At 53.2% G+C, this 19616-nt stretch carries 4 protein-coding genes; 3 read left to right on the forward strand and 1 reads right to left on the reverse strand.

Going from position 1 to position 19616, the window contains the following annotated elements:
• The first annotated feature begins 39 nt into the window (after positions 1-39).
• Both QSJ80_RS10285 and QSJ80_RS10290 read left to right on the forward strand, forming a co-directional pair.
• Positions 40-3372: an AMP-binding protein gene (locus QSJ80_RS10285; protein ID WP_285764363.1), complete on the forward strand. Its 3333-nt coding sequence runs from the start codon at positions 40-42 to the stop codon at positions 3370-3372.
• On the forward strand, positions 3344-4054 hold the full coding sequence (locus QSJ80_RS10290; protein WP_285764364.1) for a 4'-phosphopantetheinyl transferase family protein: 711 nt from the start codon (positions 3344-3346) through the stop codon (positions 4052-4054). The genes QSJ80_RS10285 and QSJ80_RS10290 overlap by 29 nt, the downstream gene beginning before the upstream one ends.
• Positions 4055-4057: 3 nt before the next feature.
• Here QSJ80_RS10290 and QSJ80_RS10295 read toward each other — a convergent pair whose 3' ends face one another.
• The gene (locus QSJ80_RS10295) at positions 4058-5515 is read right to left on the reverse strand and encodes an oligosaccharide flippase family protein (protein WP_285764365.1); all 1458 of its coding nucleotides are present in this window, start codon (positions 5513-5515) and stop codon (positions 4058-4060) included.
• 312 nt (positions 5516-5827) lie between these two features.
• Between QSJ80_RS10295 and QSJ80_RS10300 the strand changes: the two genes are divergently transcribed.
• Entirely contained in the window at positions 5828-19576 is a 13749-nt protein-coding gene (locus tag QSJ80_RS10300) for a non-ribosomal peptide synthetase (protein ID WP_285764366.1), read from the forward strand.
• The last annotated feature ends 40 nt before the right edge of the window (positions 19577-19616 follow it).

Here is a 19616-nt window from a genome sequence, read left to right on the forward strand (position 1 = left end):
CTTACAGAACAACTACCGTCAACTCCTCCGGGGATCCGTATGGCAAACCTTCTTGACGCCAACAGGTTGGCTACCAGCAGTGCCGCGCCAGTTTTACTTATGGAGTCCGGGGCTGAACCTGTTGAATTATTTACCCGATCCGAAACTATTTCATTAAGCAACAGGAGAAGGTGGAATTGGCACTCCTGGGACGACCTGAGCAAAATACATATGCCTGGCGACAGCCATGGCTGGCCTGTCTGGGCACAGATCGCTACCGCTTTCCTGATTGCCACGCAGCGGCTAGCCGGCAGGGATGAGATCGAATTACCAACAATAATGATCCGCCAGGACGGTGAAGGAACGCCAACAGGAAAAACAGCCACCAGCTTGCACTCGGGTTCTCCGTCCCGCGCAACCTTCTCAGCACTCACCAAATACCTATGCGAGGCGTTGCAGGTCCGAAATAGAAGCCTGAATCAGGAAGTACGAAAATCGCAGATATTCCTGCTACTGTGCGATCGGCCAATCGGCGTCCGGACGAGGACCTATCTGGAAAAAATACTTGGTGACCGGGACTGCCTGCTTGCACTGGTACTGGATCGGAAGACCGGAAGCTGCGCCTGGACTGGCGTTGATGCCGAATCAGTAAGGAGTAAGGCTGATCGGATTAAAAGGCACTCTCTCACGCTGCTGCGCAGAGTCAAGGATGGGCTAGAAAGTCCGATTGGTGAAATTGACGTGCTAGACAACTCGGACCGTAAACTGCTCTATACCTATGGTACCGGGAAACAAGTTGTTCGCCAATTTTCCCCGTATATCAACGTAATTTCCGCTCATGCGGAGGCGCAGCCGCAGCGCATCGCGGTCAGCTGCGAAGGGCAATCACTTACCTATGGCGCATTGTGGACCTGTTCCGGTGCACTGGCGGGTGCGCTTTCGAGGCTGGGCATTGGGCGTGGTAGTCGGGTCGCGCTGTATATGCCTCCGTCACTGGATATTCCTATCGCGATCCTGGCATTGCATCGGCTAGGAGCGGTATACGTACCGATAGATCCTGAGTTTCCAAAAGGCAGGGTGGAGGCGATTCTGGAAGCCGTAGCCCCGGAACTGGTGCTCACCAGAGGTACCCTGCACTCAATACCAGAGAGTTACCTCGGCCTATCCCGGGAGCTATGCGACATTGAGGCCACGCCCGACAACCTGGAGAGTCTGGAAATCCATCCATCGGACGAATCGCATATTTTCTTTACATCCGGAACGACTGGCAGACCAAAAGGCATAGTCGCCACACACGAGAATCTGGCGCATTATATCTGGTCCGCCATCCACGAGTACCGCTTTTCATCCAGTGACCGTTTTATCGCGGCGGCTCGCTATACCTTCAGCATTAGCCTGTTTGAATTGCTGGTGCCGCTGGTGTCGGGTGGAAGTGTCAACATACTTCCAAGGAATCGCGTACTGGATCTTGCTTATCTCGCCAGCGCTGTCGAGAGCGCGACTGTATTTCACTTTGGCCCAGGCCTGCTTAAGGTCTTTTTGCCCTATATCTGTCGAAATTTTGGTGATACCAACCGCTTTTCCGGGGTCCGCCACGCTTCTTCCGGTGGAGATATGATCCCGCCGGAAATACTCGAGAAGTTGAAATACTGCTTTCGAGAGGCGGATGTCTACGTAATCTATGGTGCGAGTGAAATAAGTTGCATGGGCTGCACCTATGAGGTCCCCAAAGAGCGGGTTGTCCAGCAGACCAGGGTCGGCAGGCCTTTTGAAAATACAAGTATCAGGGTGCTGGACCAAGATGGGAAGTCGGTTCTACCTGGAGTGGTTGGCACAATACATTTTTCAGGCCCGGGCCTGGTTAAGGGCTACCTGGACAATCCAGCGCTTACGGCAGAACGATTCTATTCTCATGAGGGCAAGCGCTGGTATTCAATAGGCGATATTGGAAGAATTGATGAGCAGGGAAATCTGCAATTACTGGGTAGGGAAGACTTTCAGATAAACGTCTGCGGTATGCGCGTGGAGACGCTTGAAATCGAGTCGCTCCTCAAGAAGCACAAAGTTGTATCGGATTGCGTGGTGCATGGCCGTCGTGACAGTGAAGATTCGGAAACCACGATAGTTGCCTATGTGGTTCCGCGCTCAGGAGGGGAGGTCAAGAAAGCCGACCTGAATGGCTACCTATCGGATTTGCTCCCGGAATATATGCTGCCACATGCGTATGTAGCGATGGAAAAACTCCCGTTAAATCATAATGGGAAGTTAGACCGAGGCCAGCTTCCCGTGCCCTGCGCCGAGGATTCCTCGCTGCCAGAGTGCAATTTTGATTTGACGCCTACACAGCTGACGTTGGTCCGCATATGGGAAGGTCTTCTCTGTACGAAAGGAATCGGAATTGAACACAATTTTTTCAAACTCGGCGGAGATTCCATTAGAGCGGTGAATCTGCTCGCGCAGATAGATAAGGAGTTCCGCGTGGCAATCCCGATTGCCAGCCTTGTCGGGCATGCAACGATAAAAGACCTTGCCGCGATTATCGACGGGGAGGTGCGCCTGCCAGAAGTGAACAACGTTGTCGTGCTAAAAGACGGGGATAATCGAAAGCCTCCTCTTTTCTGTCTTTGTGGCGTCTTGACGTATAAGGACCTCGCTGAGTCGCTTGATATAGACAATATGGTGTGCGCGATTTCAGAAGACCTCGCAGGGCTAGATCTCAGTGCTGAGGTGGAATCGGCGATGCGCAGCGGGTCGCGACGGCAGTTGCTCGACAGTATCATCAACCACTATCTCCAGGTTATCCGGCAGTATCAGGCGAGAGGCCCCTATTACCTGTGCGGTCTGTCATTGGGCGGATTTATTGCAATGGAAGTGGCTCGCAAAATGGAGGCGATGGGGGAGCAAGTCTGTTTGCTTGCCATGTTTGATACCTGGTCACCAGGATTCCTTGACCGACTCACAACAAGGCAGAGAATCAGCGCGCATTTTCGTAAATTGTTACGGGAGGGGCCGGCCTATGTGTATAGACGAATCCTGGCCAGATTTAAGCGAGTCATTACCAGGGGATTTTTCGCTAAACCGGAAGCGGAAAGGCCTGGCGGCGCATATCTCGGAATGATTGGCCGTCGCCTTATTATCGACGACTACCCATTAAGGCCGATTGACAGGAAAATCCTGTTTTTCCGTGCCGAGGAACGTGCTGACTTTGAGCCTCAGAACATGCCTGATCTGGGCTGGTCAGAATATGCGAGCGACCTCGACATTACAGCGATCAGCGGGGACCACTACGGAATCATGAAATCCGGGCAGGTCGAAGCCATCGCGAAAATAATGTCGGAAAGAATCCGAGCGTCTGAGACTGCGAATGCTGCCAGTACAGTCCTCGCAGGCTAGACCGCAGGAGGCCGAAGAGATTAGTCCCCCGGTATGGGAATCTGATTCGGCGAACGGCCACCTCCAGCTATTTGCCACCAAGCTATCGACGGGCCTGCCTGAAGAGAGTGACTGGACCTGTCTGTCTGACGCCGAAAAGCAGCGCGCGAGTAAATTCCATTACGCAACGCATAGTAACTGCTTTGTTTCCGGGCGCGCATTTCTGCGTAAAGTACTTGCCAGTGTGCTCGGTTTCAACTCGGAATTGCTCGTGATCGGTACCGGTAGATACGGCAAGCCGGAGGTCGCAGGCAATCCTATATTCTTCAACCTTTCCCACTCTTTCGGCCTGGCCGTTCTGGCTGTCAGTGAGTGCTCCCCGGTGGGCATAGATGTTGAACTTGGCCTGAATGCGCATCAGGATTTCCGTTCCCTTGTCAGGGTTACGCTGACCCAGCGGGAGAAGTACGCATTGGAACAGGTTAATTACCAGGCGCGTTGGGGGTTGTTTTTGGAGTACTGGATGGCGAAGGAATCCCTCATGAAGTGTATCGGCACGGGTATGCAACTTTCTCCGGCAGAGATAGAGCTCGAGCTCTCCAGGGCCCGCCCCGTAGGTTATCTCGGAGACCGTTTCTCCCGATTCAGTCTGAAACGCGTGCCTCTCGTTGAGCACCGCACCTGCTGTTACATAACTACCTAATTGCTATTCGGGGAGGTTCACTACGCGTGGCGGGGGAGTAACCCCGCGGCGCAGAAACAACAGTGTCCCTGCAGCAATGGCAGTGCTGTAGAAGGCGGCCAATAAAACATTGTAAAAGTTGCCAAGTGGGGTAGTTGCTGGCGTGCCGAGTCCACTCACCAGTGCTAATGAGCAGCTGCCGAACATTAGCATAACTAAAAATCGGACCCGAGATTCCAGACGCCCCTTCATTTGCTGCAGTGGCAGCAATCGCCAAAGTACAATGAACGCCAGGATTTCACCAACAATACCGATGTAGGCTAGCCAGGCCAGACTCATGCCTCTTGAGGCCAGCCACACAGCAAACGGTAGTGAAAGCACGCGAAAAATGTTGCCAATCAGGGGGAGCCTAGTCCAGCCCTGGCTGTTTGCTATGCAGGTAGGCGCCATGCGAATGCAACGTATGGACTGCATAATGCCAAGCCAGGCAACTACTTCCATACCGCCGGCAAAAGTCTGGCCGAAACAGAAAAGCAGGAGTGACTGGCCACCGAGTATGAAAAATGCTGAGAAGAGAATTCCGAAACTGAAGCAAGCGTCCAGTGTGATAGTGCCGTAATACTCAAGAGAATCAGGATCATCCTGAGTTCTGGAAAGAATTGGCATTAAGAGCATGCCACTTAGCTTTGCGAAAAACAGTGATGGCAGCAGAGCCAGGGAAAAAGCAGCGCTGTAAATACCAAGGGTGGTCATATCATACATTGAGCCGACGATCATTCGGTCCCCCTGCAACAGCAGGAAAATCAATATCCCGTTGAGGAGAATGGGCCAGCCGAAAGTAATCGTCTTTGCTATCAACTTTTTGCTAATGAGCCAACGATACGGACGCTTTGCGAGTAGGTGGGTGATAAGCGTCATAAAAATAGTATTAAAAACGATCAAAATTAGCATTGCGCGATAATCGCCAAGCCATGTGGCGAGCACAAATGCCATACCAACAGAAACCAGTTGCGGCACCGCGTCCGCAATTGCAGTCGCCAGGAAATCATATCGCCTTTGCATGACGATCAGATCTAGATTGGAGGCGCCACGTATTGCCGGTACTACGGCGAGTAACTGGAAAGCCCAGGTGATATGCACTAAATCGAATACCGCAGCGATTGGTTTTGCCACGATATAAAGGATTAAGGAAAGCAGTAAACCCTTTACGAACATGGTGAAATGCGCGGAGGCAAGCATTTCATTGGAGTCGCCTCGCTTATCCTGCACGAGAAGGGTCGTCAGTGCCAGATTGCCACTCATTTCGACTATGGACATTGCGAGGCCGAAGGTTACGGCAATGCCGTAGTTCTCCGCGCCAACATACCGCGCGATGATGACATTTCGTACAAAAGTGGCACAAATCGAAACTGCCTGGCTAACAAGTAGTGTCGAGGCTCCCCGAAGCATACGGTTTTTAATAATGGACGTTAAGCCGTTCATGTAAAACTCAGTGCGAGTGGCGGGCTCGCAGGAACAACTTTATACAGCATTCAGTTTTTTCCGCGGTCTTGATGGAGTGATTAGTATAATCGTCGAGTCTCCGAACTGCTGTTGCATTGCCTAAATGCGGCGCGAAAGTAGTGTACTGGTTCGGCAATCAATGGCGTCTAAAAAGCTAAATTAAATTCCATATGGCAATCCTGCCGATTCTATTAACTATAATTTTTTCGCTAAGAAACATGCCCGGCAGCCCGATACTTGCACCGACTGCGGCTGAGGGCTGAAAGAAAATAAAATTGCGAAATAATACTGATGACAGTCGTCTCCAAGCCCAAAAAAATCTCCTCCGTATTCGACATCAGCGAAGTTGATCAGACCCTGGCGTCAAAATTCGAGAAGCAGGTCGACAAATTTAGCGACCGCTTGGCGGTAACAGATTCCACTGAGTCGATGACATACGCGGCACTCAATCAGTACGCAAACCGGGTCGCCAGGTCGCTGCAGGGAATAGCTTTGCAAGAGGAGTGCCCGAGGATTGGACTGTATTTCGAGAAGGGTATCCAATTCATTGCTTCTGTCCTGGGCGTACTCAAGGCAGGCTACGCGTACGTGCCGATCGACCCGGCTTTTCCCGGGGATCGGAATCGGTTCATCGTTGAAGACTCAGGGATTTCAATCTGCATTACCAATTCTGGGTTTCTGGCCGAGGCACAGTCAGTTTGTGGCAACCAGGTTGAGTTTCTTGAGATCGAGGGAATTTCGGAATTGCCCGACGCTGGTAATCCGGAGCAGAAGTTTTCTCCAGACAGACTCGCATTTATTTTGTATACCTCTGGGTCCACGGGCCGCCCGAAGGGTGTGATGCATAGCCATCGCACGATGCTCCACGCCACCATGCGACGCACCAATCTTCAGAAAATGACAGAGGAGGACCGTGTAAGTCTGTTGTACTCCTGTAGCGTTATGGGGAATGCCGTCGGCCTGTATACCGCCCTGTTAAACGGAGCATCGGTTTTTCCCTATGAACTGAACAGAGATGGTATCGGCGGGCTTGGCAAGTGGTTACAGACTCGTAAAATTACAGTGTTTCATACCATTGCCACAGTATTCAGGGAATTCGGCAAGCTCTCGCCAGCGGAAGGGGGGTACCAGGTTCGCCTTGCGATCTTTGGAGGCGAACGCGTTCTCAAAGATGATGTCTTGCTTGCCCGCAAGCTGTTTTCTGAAGACGTGGAGTTCTATACGGGACTCGGTGCGACGGAAACAGGCACAGTACGGTACTTTAGAATCGACAAGAACACGGAACTCGAATGGGAAGTCGTGCCTATTGGATACCCGGTCGAGGACATGGAAATCCTTCTTTTGAACGAAGAGGGGGAGGAAGTCAGCGAAGGGGAGCTTGGCGAGATTGTCGTTCGGAGCCCTTATGTTGCACTAGGGTACTGGAACGATGACGAAGCCACGGGCCGTGTATTTGGGGTGCGTAACGGCGTGCGGACGTACAGTATGGGCGACATGGCCTTGATGACGTCCGATGGAATGCTTGTGCATCAGGGACGCAGGGATTTTCAGGTCACTATTCGTGGCTATCGGGTGGAACTGGGTGACGTCGAGTGCGCGCTGCTTTCGCTGCCAGAAATCGCGGACGCTATCGTGATGTCCAGGGCAGTCAATGGTGACGTGCAACTGGTTGCATACATCGTTTGGTCTGATCAGGGGCAGCCAGGTGTATCTGCCATTCGAGCGAAAATTTCAGAGAAATTGCCTCCACACATGGTTCCGGGGCATTTTGTTCTAGTGGAAGCTTTGCCGCGCACGCCGAATAACAAGGTAGACCGTCTGGCTTTACCGGAGCCAACCCACGAGCGGCTACTTACGGATGTGGGTAGCGGACAAGCGCGGACCATTGCCGAAATCGCGGTACTGGATATTTGTGCGCACCTGCTGCGTCGTGACAGGATAGGTTTGGAGCAGAATTTCTTTGATCTCGGCGGTCACTCGCTGGTAGCGGGCCAACTGGTTGCAGCTCTGAACGAGCGTTTTGGTATTGATTGTGACATTCGAATTATCTTCGACGCCCCGGACCTGGTAAGTATTGCGCGGTATGTCGACGGAATTATCGATTGCGACGACAGAACCAGCGAATCTGAATATAGCGTTCCGGAACGTCGTGATCCGTTAGAGCCCAGCGATTTCCAGGCTTTCTTGTGGCGCTTCCAGAAGCAGCAGCCGAACAGCCGTGCGTACCATCTTTCCAATTCGATCTGGATCAGGGGGGCGCTGGATGTAGACGCGCTGGAGTGGGCGCTGGCTTCGCTAATCGTGCGGCACGAGGCTTTGCGTACAGTTTTTCCGGCTGTGGATGGGCGGCCGGTCCAGCGCATCGAAGCGGCAAAAAGCTTCGAATTGACTCGCCAGGATGTAGCGGGGTCCGCAGAGGCCGTAAGTCAAGCGCAGAAGGTTTTCAATGTGCCCTTCGACCTCGAGGCAGGTCCCCTGTGGCGCTTCGTATTGCTGCGTGTGGATGATTCCCAACACCTCCTGGTCGCTGTTTTCCACCATCTCGTTTACGACAACTTCAGATCAAGCGAAATATTTTTCTCTGAACTGGATGAGTTGTACGAAGCGCGCACGAAATGTAAGCCGCTCGTGCTCGCGCCACTTTCTCTCCAGTTCGCTGATTACTGTATCTGGCTCAAGAGTAGAGGCAGGCAGCGGGAAACGGCGCGGGGCGCAACGTATTGGAGTGAAATGGGGGAGCTGCCTGACAACCTCCAGGTTCCACCAGACACGCGTAGTACGCGGCGCCCAGAAGGCCGCGGTGGGCGCGTTAAATTGCGGATACCCAGATCTAACTGCCATGCCCTGGTGGAACTGGCGAGGTCGGAATCAGTGACGCCCTTTATGCTACTTCTGGCTACCTGGCAGCTGCTGCTGCAACGATATACAGGCCAGGACGATATCTTGGTTAGTACGCCGATGGACAGTCGTCTTCACCCCGGGGCTGACGGGTTGATCGGCTGCTTTCTGAACAGTCTTGTGTTGCGTACAGACATAAGCGATGACCCGACTTTCGGTGAGTTGCTGGCGCGCAGCAGAACCTCTGTACTCGAGGCTTTCGAGCGGGAGCGGGCGGGTTCTTGTACTTTGACGGATCGCGATTTTGGTTCAGTCCAGCATCGAGTTCCGACAAAAATTCGCAATTTCTTTATCTATCGTCAGCGTGAAGACTTCGTCGGAAAGATAGGGGAATTGGAAACCGAGCCAGTAGTACTTAATAGCCGCTCTGCAAAATACGACCTGACGCTATCGCTGTTACAGGAAGGTGATAGCATCACCGGAACCCTAGAGTACAGCTTTGGTCTCTACAGCAGGAAACGCGCAGAGCAACTGGCCAGGCATTTTTGTACACTGCTGGATGCGGCCATTGCAAACCGGGACCTGCCAGTTTCACGCTTGCAGATGTACTCAGCATCTGAGCTCGGCCGTTTTTTTCCTCCGCCGCGGAGCGGCAGGTTCGCCGATGACAGGACTGTTGCGCAACTGTTCGAACAGCGTACGGCGACGCACCCGGATCGCGTTGCTCTGATCGCAGGTGACATATCGCTGAGTTTTAAAGAACTCAATGCACGCGCAAACCGCCTGGCTCGTTACCTGCGCGAGCACGGGGCCGGCCCGGATACGCTGGTTGCAGTCTGCATGAAGCGCTCTGCAGACCTTGTCACCACCTTAATGGCGGTTTTCAAAGCGGGTGCGGCCTATGTGCCGATGGATCCGGCTTATCCCAGCGCGCGCCTGCAGGCGATGTTGGATGATTGCGGTGCAGGGCTCTTGGTCACTGAGGCGGAGCATTTGCAAAAGCTCTCGTTGGGCGAAGTTCAGACTCTGATACTGGACAAGCTCGAGCATATCCTTGCGGATGGCGACGGCAGTGACCTGTTCCATCTGGGTAAGCCATCCAATCTTGCCTATGTCATCTATACCTCTGGTTCTACCGGCCGGCCGAAAGGGGTCCAGATTGAGCAGGGCGCATTAGTGAATTTCCTGGGCTCGATGGCTGATGTCCCGGGCATTGCCGATAAGGATGTGGTACAGGCCGTGACAACGGTGTGTTTCGACATCGCTATGCTGGAAATTTTCCTTCCGCTGGTAACGGGTGCACGCCTAATTATCAGTCCCCGGACAACATCGATGGATCCCGCACTGCTCGCGCGCAGCATGGAGGAAAATGGAGTAACCATCATGCAGGCGACTCCGGTGACCTGGCGTATGCTGCTGGAGTACGGTTGGAAGGGAACTCCAGGGCTCAAGGTCCTGTGCGGCGGTGAAGCGATGGGAGAAAGCCTCGCAGAGCAGTTGATCGCCCTCGACATCGAAGTCTGGAATCTATACGGCCCAACTGAAACCACTATCTGGTCTTCCGTGAAACAGGTGCAGAAACCGACGGATGCATTGAGCATCGGCTATCCGATAGCCTGCACTGATCTGGTGGTTTTGAGCAAACACGGTTCGCTGCAACCTGATGGTGTGCCCGGGGAACTGTTGATAGGAGGGAGAGGCCTTGCTCGCGGATACCTGAATCGTGAGGCGTTGACCCGTGAGAAATTCATTCAGAATCCATGGAAAGCGGGTGAGTTGCTTTACCGGACAGGTGATCTGGCTACGCGCCTGGGTACAGGTGAGTTCAGGATGCATGGCCGAATCGACACACAGATCAAAATACGGGGCTACCGGGTCGAATTGCAGGAGATAGAGGCCGTTCTGGATGCACAACAGGATATACGTCAATCGGTCGTCGTTGTGCGGGGTGAAGAGGAGCGGAAGCAGCTGGTGGCGTATGTTCTTCTGGAAAGCAGAGGCGAAGATCCGTCGCAGTTACGCAAGGAATTACGTAAAAAGCTAGGTGAAGTATTGCCGGAATACATGGTGCCGTCTGCGTTTATTGCAGTGCAGGAGTTCCCATATACAGCGAATGGTAAGGTCGATCGAAAGGCCCTGACGGAAAATAATACGGATGGCTATCGGGGAGCGCGCTCCAGGCCGCCGAAAACCTGGCACAAAGAAGAGGGCGCTGTGGGATCCAGCTTGGCTGGGGAAATCCTTCTGGAAATTTGTTCGGACCTTCTGGGCCGCTCAGATATAGCACTCGAGCAGAACTTTTTTGATATTGGAGGCCATTCTCTGGTGGCGACCCAGTTGCTGTCTAGACTGAACCGACTGATCGGGTGCGACCTCGGCATAATCGATATATTTGAGGCTGAAACACTGGGTGAACTGGCCACGCATATTGAGGATATTCGCAGTAAGGAGCCAATTTCGTCAGAAGTGACTGCCGCTGGGGCTAGTGAAACGAGAAACCCATTGAACGCGGCACAGCGTGGTATCTGGTTTTCTTGTCGAATGCTTGGGGGCAATGCAGCGTATAACATCGTGAATATGCTGCGCCTTCGAGGTGAACTGAATATTGATGCCCTGCACCGCGGACTTACTGAAATAGTCCGGCGGCATCGAGTGCTGGATAGTATCTTCCCTTCGGATGACAACGGTCCCTGGCAGGAGCTGTGTCCAGCGAAAGAGGTTGAGCTGGAGGTTCAGGACCTGACCGGAGAGCCCGCGGCGAAACGGGAGGCCCGGGCCATGCAGCTGGTTCGTGAAAACGGCGCCAGGTGTTTTATGCTGGATGAGGGGCCTCTCTACAGTTTCCGGGTGATCAAGCTGTCAGATCGGGAATACTTTCTGTCACTCGTTTTTCATCACATCATATATGACCACAGCTCATCCGGAGTTCTTTTCCGCGAACTCGCCGAACTTTATCAGGCGTTTCAGGGTGGCGAAAAGCCTCCGCTCGCAGAGCTGCCACTGCAATTTTCCGATCACGTGGCGTGGGAGGTTGAGCAGGAGGAAAACGGTGCACTGGATTCGCATATCGCCTACTGGCACAGGCAATTAGACAATCTTCCTCCTTATTTGGAATTGGTGACGGACCGTCCGCGTCCGAAAATACCCTCGTATCGCGGGGGTCTTGTGCGTTGTGAAGTGCCGGACGATGTTGGCCTGAAACTGAGCGTTCTCGCGCGCGGAGAACGCTCTACGCACTTTATGGTCATGCTTTCCGCATGGTATCTGTTACTTTACCGCCGCGCCGGGCAGGCGGACCTAATTGTCGGTACGTCGAGCGGGCGTCGGTACCGACCGGAAACAGAAAACCTGATTGGCTGTTTTATTAATAATCTGGTATTGCGTACGGATCTTTCAGGCAGCCCGGCTTTTGTTGAATTAATGCAGCGAGTGCGCAGGACAGTACTCGATGCTTGCAGCCATGACAGAGTACCGTTCGGGCGTCTGGTGGAGGATCTCAATCCCCGCAGGGAAATGAACCTGACGCCCTTCTTTCAGCATATGTTTCTTTACCACAACGCAGCCTACGCTCCCCGGGATCTTCCTGGAGTAGAAGTCACGCGGCTGAAGTCAGATACAAAGCGGGCCAAGTACGATCTACTGCTGCAGGTGCGCGAAGAGAGCGGACGTTTTAGCGGGGTACTGGAATACAGTGAAGATCTGTTTGATCGGACAACCGCGCAAGCCATTGTAGATGATTACCTGAGCCTGTTATGTGCCGCGGTGAAAGATCCGCATCTATCGATTGATGCGTTTGCCATGGCACCTGATACTGACGAGAAAATTTTGCCGGTTGCAGAGGATCCGAATCGAAAGCAAGCAGCTATGCCATCTGTTGGGCCAATGGCCGGCACTAATGATGATTTTGTCGGAGCAGTCATTGAAATCTGCCGCGATGTCACCGGGTGCGACTCAGTAGAAGGAACCGACAATTTTTTCGATATAGGGGGGCATTCCCTCACGGCTACACAATTGCTGACACGGCTAAACCGTCGGTTTTCCATTGACCTGAAAATCTCAGAAATCTTCGAGACAGATGACATGCAGGCGCTCGGGCGAAGAGTGCGCGAGGCCGTCACCGGAACTGTAGAACAGGAGGAGATTCCATTGCAGGCTATACAGGAATCTAGCTTTGCACCAGCAAGTAGTATTCAGCGGCAATTGTGGACAATGGAGCAAATCTACGGCGGATCAGGAGCGAATAATGTTGCCTCATTCATCCGGATATGCGGTGATTTCGATGCGAAGCTATTTCATAAGGCATTGAATGCAGTAGTTGCACGCCACGATGTATTACGTACCACCCTTATATCGAAGGGCGACCGGTTGTTACAGAGAGTAAGCGCAGCTGGCGAAGTTGCGATTGCGAAAACAGACCTTTCATGCCTGCCACAGGACGAGCGGGAGCAGCGCGCGAGGACGTTGTTCAATACGATGTTGACCGAACCGCTATCGGTGGATGGCAACCATATGTTGCGCTGCGTATTATACCGCATGGCGAAAAATGAAGTCTGGGTAGGCCTGTCATTTGATCACAGTATCTTTGATCGAAGTTCCCTGAGCATTTTTCTGCGCGAGCTGGATGAATATTATGGTGCATTCGCTAGCGGTTCTAAACCAGATTTGCCGCCTCTGGAAATGCAGTACAGTGATTTTTCTAGACGGGAGTTGCAGAGGATAGAGAGCGGAGCGTATGACACGGATCTGGAATATTGGAAGGGTCGCCTCGCAAATCTGCCAGATCCATTGATGGTGCCAGGTGATCGACGCAGACCGGAGGTCGCCAGTGCACGCTGCGGGCAGATGTTCATCAAAATTCCCTCTGACCTCCTGGAGGCTGTCGATAAGCTCGCGCGCGAAGCCAGGGCGACCCGATTTATGCTGATGCTGTCCGCATGGCAGATTTTGCTTCAGCGCTATTCCGGTCGCGATGACATACTGGTGGGAACTCCTAGTGGCAGGCGGCAGCAATTTAATACGGAAAAACTGGTTGGCTGTTTTTTGAATAATCTTGTTCTGCGCACTGATCTTTCTGGGAATCCGCCATATATCGAGGCCCTCAAGCGCACGAGGAAGACCTGTATTGAGGCACTCACAAATGATGAGATTCCTTTTGGATACCTGATCGACAAACTCGCGCCGTCAAGGCAGCCTAATCAAGCACCGTTTTTTCAGCATTATTTCGTCTATCAAAGCAAAATTACTGAACAGCTGAAACTTGGCGGACTCGATTTGGAGCTGCTGCCGGTGGACTCAGGGGGTACTGCCTACGATCTCTCACTCTATGTCGTTGAAAATAAAAATACCCTGTCCGTAGCTATTGAATACCGTACAGACCTGTATAACGCCGATACCGTTGGCCGCATGCTCGGCTATTACCTTTGCCTGCTCAGGAGTGCCTGTCAGTCACCAGAGAATACTTTGTGGTCGCTGGAAATGCTCGCGCCTGGGGAACGGGATATGTTGGCTACTCATTTGAACAATACTGAGAGGGAGTTTCCAGTTTCATTCACTGTTTCAGAGCTTGTAGAACGAAAGGTGGAACAGGAACCCCAGGCGATCGCGGTCGTGGGTATTGATGAAACGCTTACCTACGCAACCCTGAATGGGCGAGCCAACCAGTTGGCTGCGTACCTGCAGACTCATGGCGTCAAGCCTGAGACATTGATCGGCGTTTGCATGGATCGAACGTCTTACCTAATTGTGGCGTTGCTTGCTGTACAGAAAGCTGGTGCGGCCTTTGTGCCTATCGATCCGGAGTTTCCCCGGGATAGGATCCAGATGATGCTGGACGATGCCAAGGTCGACCTGCTGTTGTCTGACCGCAAGAACAGGAGAGTACTGGATAATGCTCCTGCACCAGTTGTTGAGGTCGGGGCCGAGGCGAGCATTTTCCAGAGCGGGGAAACCTCCAATCTCGCCCAGCCTGGAACGCCGGATAATCTGGCTTATATCATCTATACCTCCGGCTCAACCGGAAAGCCCAAGGGAGTCCAGATTACTCAGCGGGCGCTGGTGAATTTCCTGAGTGCAATGCAACAGGCCCCGGGTATCAGTACCAAGGATGTGATCCAGGGGGTAACAACGGTCTGTTTCGATATCGCGATGCTGGAGATTTTTTTGCCCCTGGTCAGTGGCGCAAGACTGGTATTTTCCGATCGAGAAACAGCCACAAACCCACAAAAGCTGGCCGCGAGTATCGAGCAGCATGACATCACCATGATGCAGGCGACCCCGGTAACCTGGCGACTGCTGCTCCAGAGCGGGTGGCAGGGTAATCCGGAATTCCGAGTGCTGTGTGGGGGCGAAGCCATGGGTGAGGATCTTGCCGAACAGCTGCTCGCGCGCAAGCTTGAGGTGTGGAATCTGTATGGCCCGACTGAGACTACGATCTGGTCTGCGGTGGAGCGAATTAGCGATCCTGTCCAGGCCCGCTATATAGGGGCACCTATCGCCAATACCCAGTTCCTGATATTGGGCAGAAATGACGTATTGCAGCCATTCGGTGTTCCCGGTGAGTTGCATATCGGCGGAGAGGGCCTCGCGCGAGGCTATCTGGACAGACCAGAACTCAATGCAGATAAGTTTGTGTCAAGTGAACTCGTGCCGGCGCGGCGACTTTACCGGACCGGTGACCTTGCCGTACGCAATGCAGAAGGCCGGATCGAATTCCTGGGCCGCATGGACAACCAGGTCAAGGTCAATGGCTTTCGCATTGAAACCGGGGAGATAGAGGTTGCACTAGCAAGGCTTGAGGACGTAATTGAAGTCGCTGTAGTAGCACGTGATATAGACAGTGAAAAACGGCTTGTTGCGTATATCGTGACCGGAAGTGGCGAATTACCAGATCCCGCCAACCTGCGTACCGAGCTCCGAAAGACCCTTCCCGTATACATGATTCCTGGTTATTACGTGGCCATGGATTCCCTGCCTAAAACGCAGAATAACAAAGTGGATCGCAAGGGGTTGCCTGAGCCACGAGAAAACCTGCTGCAAGAGGCGACAGTTGATGCAAGCAATGATTACGAACGGGAAATACTCTCGATCGCCGCCGACATTCTTGCGCGCCGTGATCTGGGAATCAATCACAACATGTTTGAGCTGGGTGGACATTCGCTTAGCGCGACACGCTTGAACAGCCGCATTCGTGAGCGCTTCCAGGTTGACCTGCCGGTGCGAGATATATTTGAGGCATCGGATTTTTCAGAGATCGCCGCCAGAGTGGAACAGCTCTGTAATGACCCGACCCAGAATCTAGTTTGCCCACTGTCGCATGTCTCTAGAGAGCTGCCGTTAGCAGCGTCATCTGCACAGAAAAACATCTGGCTCGCGTGTCAGTTGAATGAAGGCCAGGCGCGTTACAATGTCGCCACTACTTTAGTTCTAGAAGGTAGTCTGGATACCGAGCGATTGCAGTTTGCACTTGAAGGGGTCGTGCGGCGGCACGAGGTGTTGCGTACGACCTTTTATCAGAAAGATGACGCGCTCTGGCAACAGGTAAAACTGCACGTCGAATCCACGCTGCACATGCAGGACGTCGGAATTCAACCCAACCCGGATGCCGCCGCGGAGCAGGTAGCTCGAGACTGGCTGGGTGTGCGTTTCAATCTTGAGCGCGGCCCACTGTTCCGTTTCGGTCTGGTTCGGGTAAGTGACACAAGGCACTGGCTGGTACTGGTCTTTCACCACATAATTTTTGATCAGAATTCCGGAGGAATATTCCTCAGTGAGCTTGAAAAGCTGTACAGTGCGGAACAGTCAAATCCGCCAAATCTAGCCTACCAGTTTACGGACTACGCGGCTTGGGAGCAGAGGCAGGTACAAAGCGGGAGCAATAGTAGCCAGCTCGACTACTGGAAAAACAAGCTGCAGAATCTACCGGATCCCTTGCTGTTACCGCAGGATAAGCGGCGCCCGCAACTTCTTACCTATAGCGGTGGTAGAGTCGAAATTCACTTTCCCACCGGATTCATCGAGAAGCTGCATAGAATTTCAGGAAAGGAGAAAGTGACTTCATTTATGGTCCTGCTGGCGGGCTGGCAGTTGCTATTGCACCGCTATAGCGGCCGGGACGATGTAATTGTCGGAACGCCGGCAAGCCAGAGAAATCACTCGGCAGTAGAGCCGCTGATAGGTTGCCTGATCAATAATCTGGTACTGCGTACCGACCTTTCCGGCAACCCGAGTTTTCAGGAGCTGGTTGAGCGTGTGCGTGAAGTGGCGCTGGATGCATTTGCCAATAGCTCGCTGACTTTTGATGAGTTGTTGGCAGAGATCAGACCAGATCGCCAGGCGAATATGGCGCCGATATTTCAGCATATGTTCGTTCACTACCGTGACGTTCGAGACGGTTGTCGTCTCGGCGAGGCTCGCGGCCGCCTGCGTCCACTGTACCAGGATGGGGTGAAATATGACCTAACCCTGGCCGTATCGGAAACTGACGACACGCTGCACGGCTTGATCGAGTACAGCGACGAGATTTTTTCGCATGACACCGTTGTACGAATGGGGCGGAACTTTATTGCCCTGCTGAATGCTGCGCTGGAGAATCCTGAGCAGCAGATCTGGTCAATACCAGCCATGCCAGAAGACGAGCGCTGCGCGCTGCTGGAAACCTGGCGGGGACCTGAAGTCCAGTATTCGCCGGGCCTTTATACCCACCATTTGGTCGAGCAGGCGGGGCGGGATTATCCGGATTCAACTGCCTTGGTAACGGCGACGGAAACATTGGACTACGCGACCCTTTTGAGGCGCGCCAACCAGGTCGCCGCCCATCTTCTGTCGCTTGGAGCAGGCGCCGGTACGAAAGTGGCTGTATGCCTTGATCGTACTGCGGAATTGCCGGTTGCCCTGCTGGCAGTGATGAAGTGTGGCGCGGCCTACATTCCGGTAGACCCTTATTTTCCGGCTGATCGCCTTGCCACCATGCTCGAGGACTCGCAACCTGAGATACTGGTGACCTGCGGGGATTTCCAGGAAAAGCTGAGCCAGTGCGACAGTTCAGTAGTGCTGCTGGAACCGGATTCACCGATTTTCGAAAACCAAGAGGCAGAAAAAGTATGCGTGTCGGTTTTCGATGAATCGCCTGCGTTTTTCGTTTATACATCGGGTTCTACCGGCAAACCTAAAGGTACGGTATTGACCCATGCTGGCTTGCGCAATCTTCTCTTTTCTCTGCAGGAGCGGCCAGGGGTTACCCGGGAGGATGTATTCCTGGCGGTTTCCACCATTAGCTTTGACGCAGCAACGATGGAAATATTCCTGCCGTTGGTCACTGGCGCCAGGCTGTTACTTCGGGACAGAAACCTTTCGCTAGACCCTGGGGAGATGGCACGGCGAATCGAGCAAGATGGGGTGACAGCCGCCTTTGCGGTGCCGGCAATCTGGCGTGCGTTGGTAGAGAATGGATGGCGAGGCGGTCATCAGGTCAAGATCCTGACCGGCGGCGAGGCAACAGGAGGGGATGTAGCGGAACAATTGGTTGCGGACGGGCACAGCCTGTGGAGTGTATATGCGCCCTCTGAAACCACTGTAATTTCAATGCTGCAGAAAGTTGAGCGTCCGTCAGATACCGGGCTGCTTGGCCGCCCGATCAATAATACGGGTATCTATATTCTTGGCCGGCACGACTCATTGTGTCCGGTTGGAGTGCCGGGGGAATTGCATATTGGTGGCGTCGGCGTAGGGCTCGGTTACCTGAACAGGGAGCAGTTAACAGAGCAACGCTACCTGAAAAACCCGCACGTGCCCGGCGAGCGACTTTACCGCACGGGCGATATTGCTGTACGACTTCCGGACGGCAATGTCCGGTTCCTCGGACGCGTAGACCATCAGGTGAAAATTCGTGGCGTGAGGATAGAGCTTGGTGAGATTGAGCAGAAACTCAGCGGCCTTCCGATGATCGGACAAAGCGTAGTCACCGCCATTGAGGCAGATTCAGGGCAGAAGGTCCTGGTAGCATATGTTGTCAACACGCCGGGTCACCCGTTTGATGACAACGGGATCAAGCAATCCCTACGCAAGAAACTTCCGGAATACATGGTGCCTTCACAGATCATAGCTGTGGATGAAATGCCAAAGACCAATAGTGGAAAGATCGACCGGAATAGACTGCCGCCTCCGGATATGGTGCGACCAGAAGATGACCAGTGCGGAATTTCGGAAGGAGAATCGCTCGAAACTGTTCTTAGCCATATATTCTGTAGCGTTCTAAAAACCAAGTCGGTTTCGGCAGATGACAGCTTCTTTGATCTGGGGGGGCACTCTCTGCAGGTATTTTCGGTAATCGACGCAATCAATTCACGCTATGGGCTCGGGCTACAGCCTGCGCTGGTTTTTGATTACCCGAGTGTTGGTGCGCTCTCTGAGAAGATTGGGGAAATACTGGGTCGTGGCGCGGCACCCTCGGAACAGAAAATCAACTCTTCCGCCAGAGATAATGATCGTGCGGAGTCTGTGATTGAGGCGTTGTCTGGGCGTGGTGTTCCCGTGCCTGTCGAAAAGGAAAGATCGTTTGGTGGAATGCGCACGTCCTGGATCGCGCGTAAATTTCTGGCGCCGGTCTATGAGCAAAGCGGGCCCAGTATACGGAAGCTGGTAAAGCGCGCGATTTTACGCCTTGAGGGGGGGCATCTCCTTTCCACTACAATGCGGTATTTATTTGCCCGCTGCCATGACATCACGGTTGGGGAGTTCAGTTACGTTCCCTTTAACCAGTATTCACTAAGAAATTCGACCAAAATAGGCAAGTTCTGCTCTATCAGCGACGATGTACAGTTTTTGAACGCCGAACATCCACGTAATACGTTGTCTACCCACGCTATGTTCTACCATGCGAGTGTCGGGTTCAGTGAAGGGTATGAGCTTGATCGGGTAAAAATCACAGTTGGTAATGATGTCTTTATCGCGCCAGGGGCCAGGATTCTTTACCCTACCCGGAATATCGGTGACGGCGCTGTGATTGCAGCTGACGCAGTTGTTGTCGAAGACGTGCCTCCCTATGCTGTGGTAGCGGGCTCCCCGGCCAGAGTAGTGCGCTATAGGTTCTCAGAGCAGACGCGTGAGCGACTGTGCGCACTGAAATGGTGGGACCGACCAATCGGGTTCCTGCAGCGGCATCGTGACCAATTCATGCAGCCTTTGGAGGGGGAGGAAATTCGCTAATCGACGCCGGTTCTGGAGCGAGTACCCCGGGATCCGGCGG

It is taken from the genome of Biformimicrobium ophioploci (assembly GCF_030270605.1).
GTDB classification, from domain to species: domain Bacteria; phylum Pseudomonadota; class Gammaproteobacteria; order Pseudomonadales; family Cellvibrionaceae; genus Biformimicrobium; species Biformimicrobium ophioploci.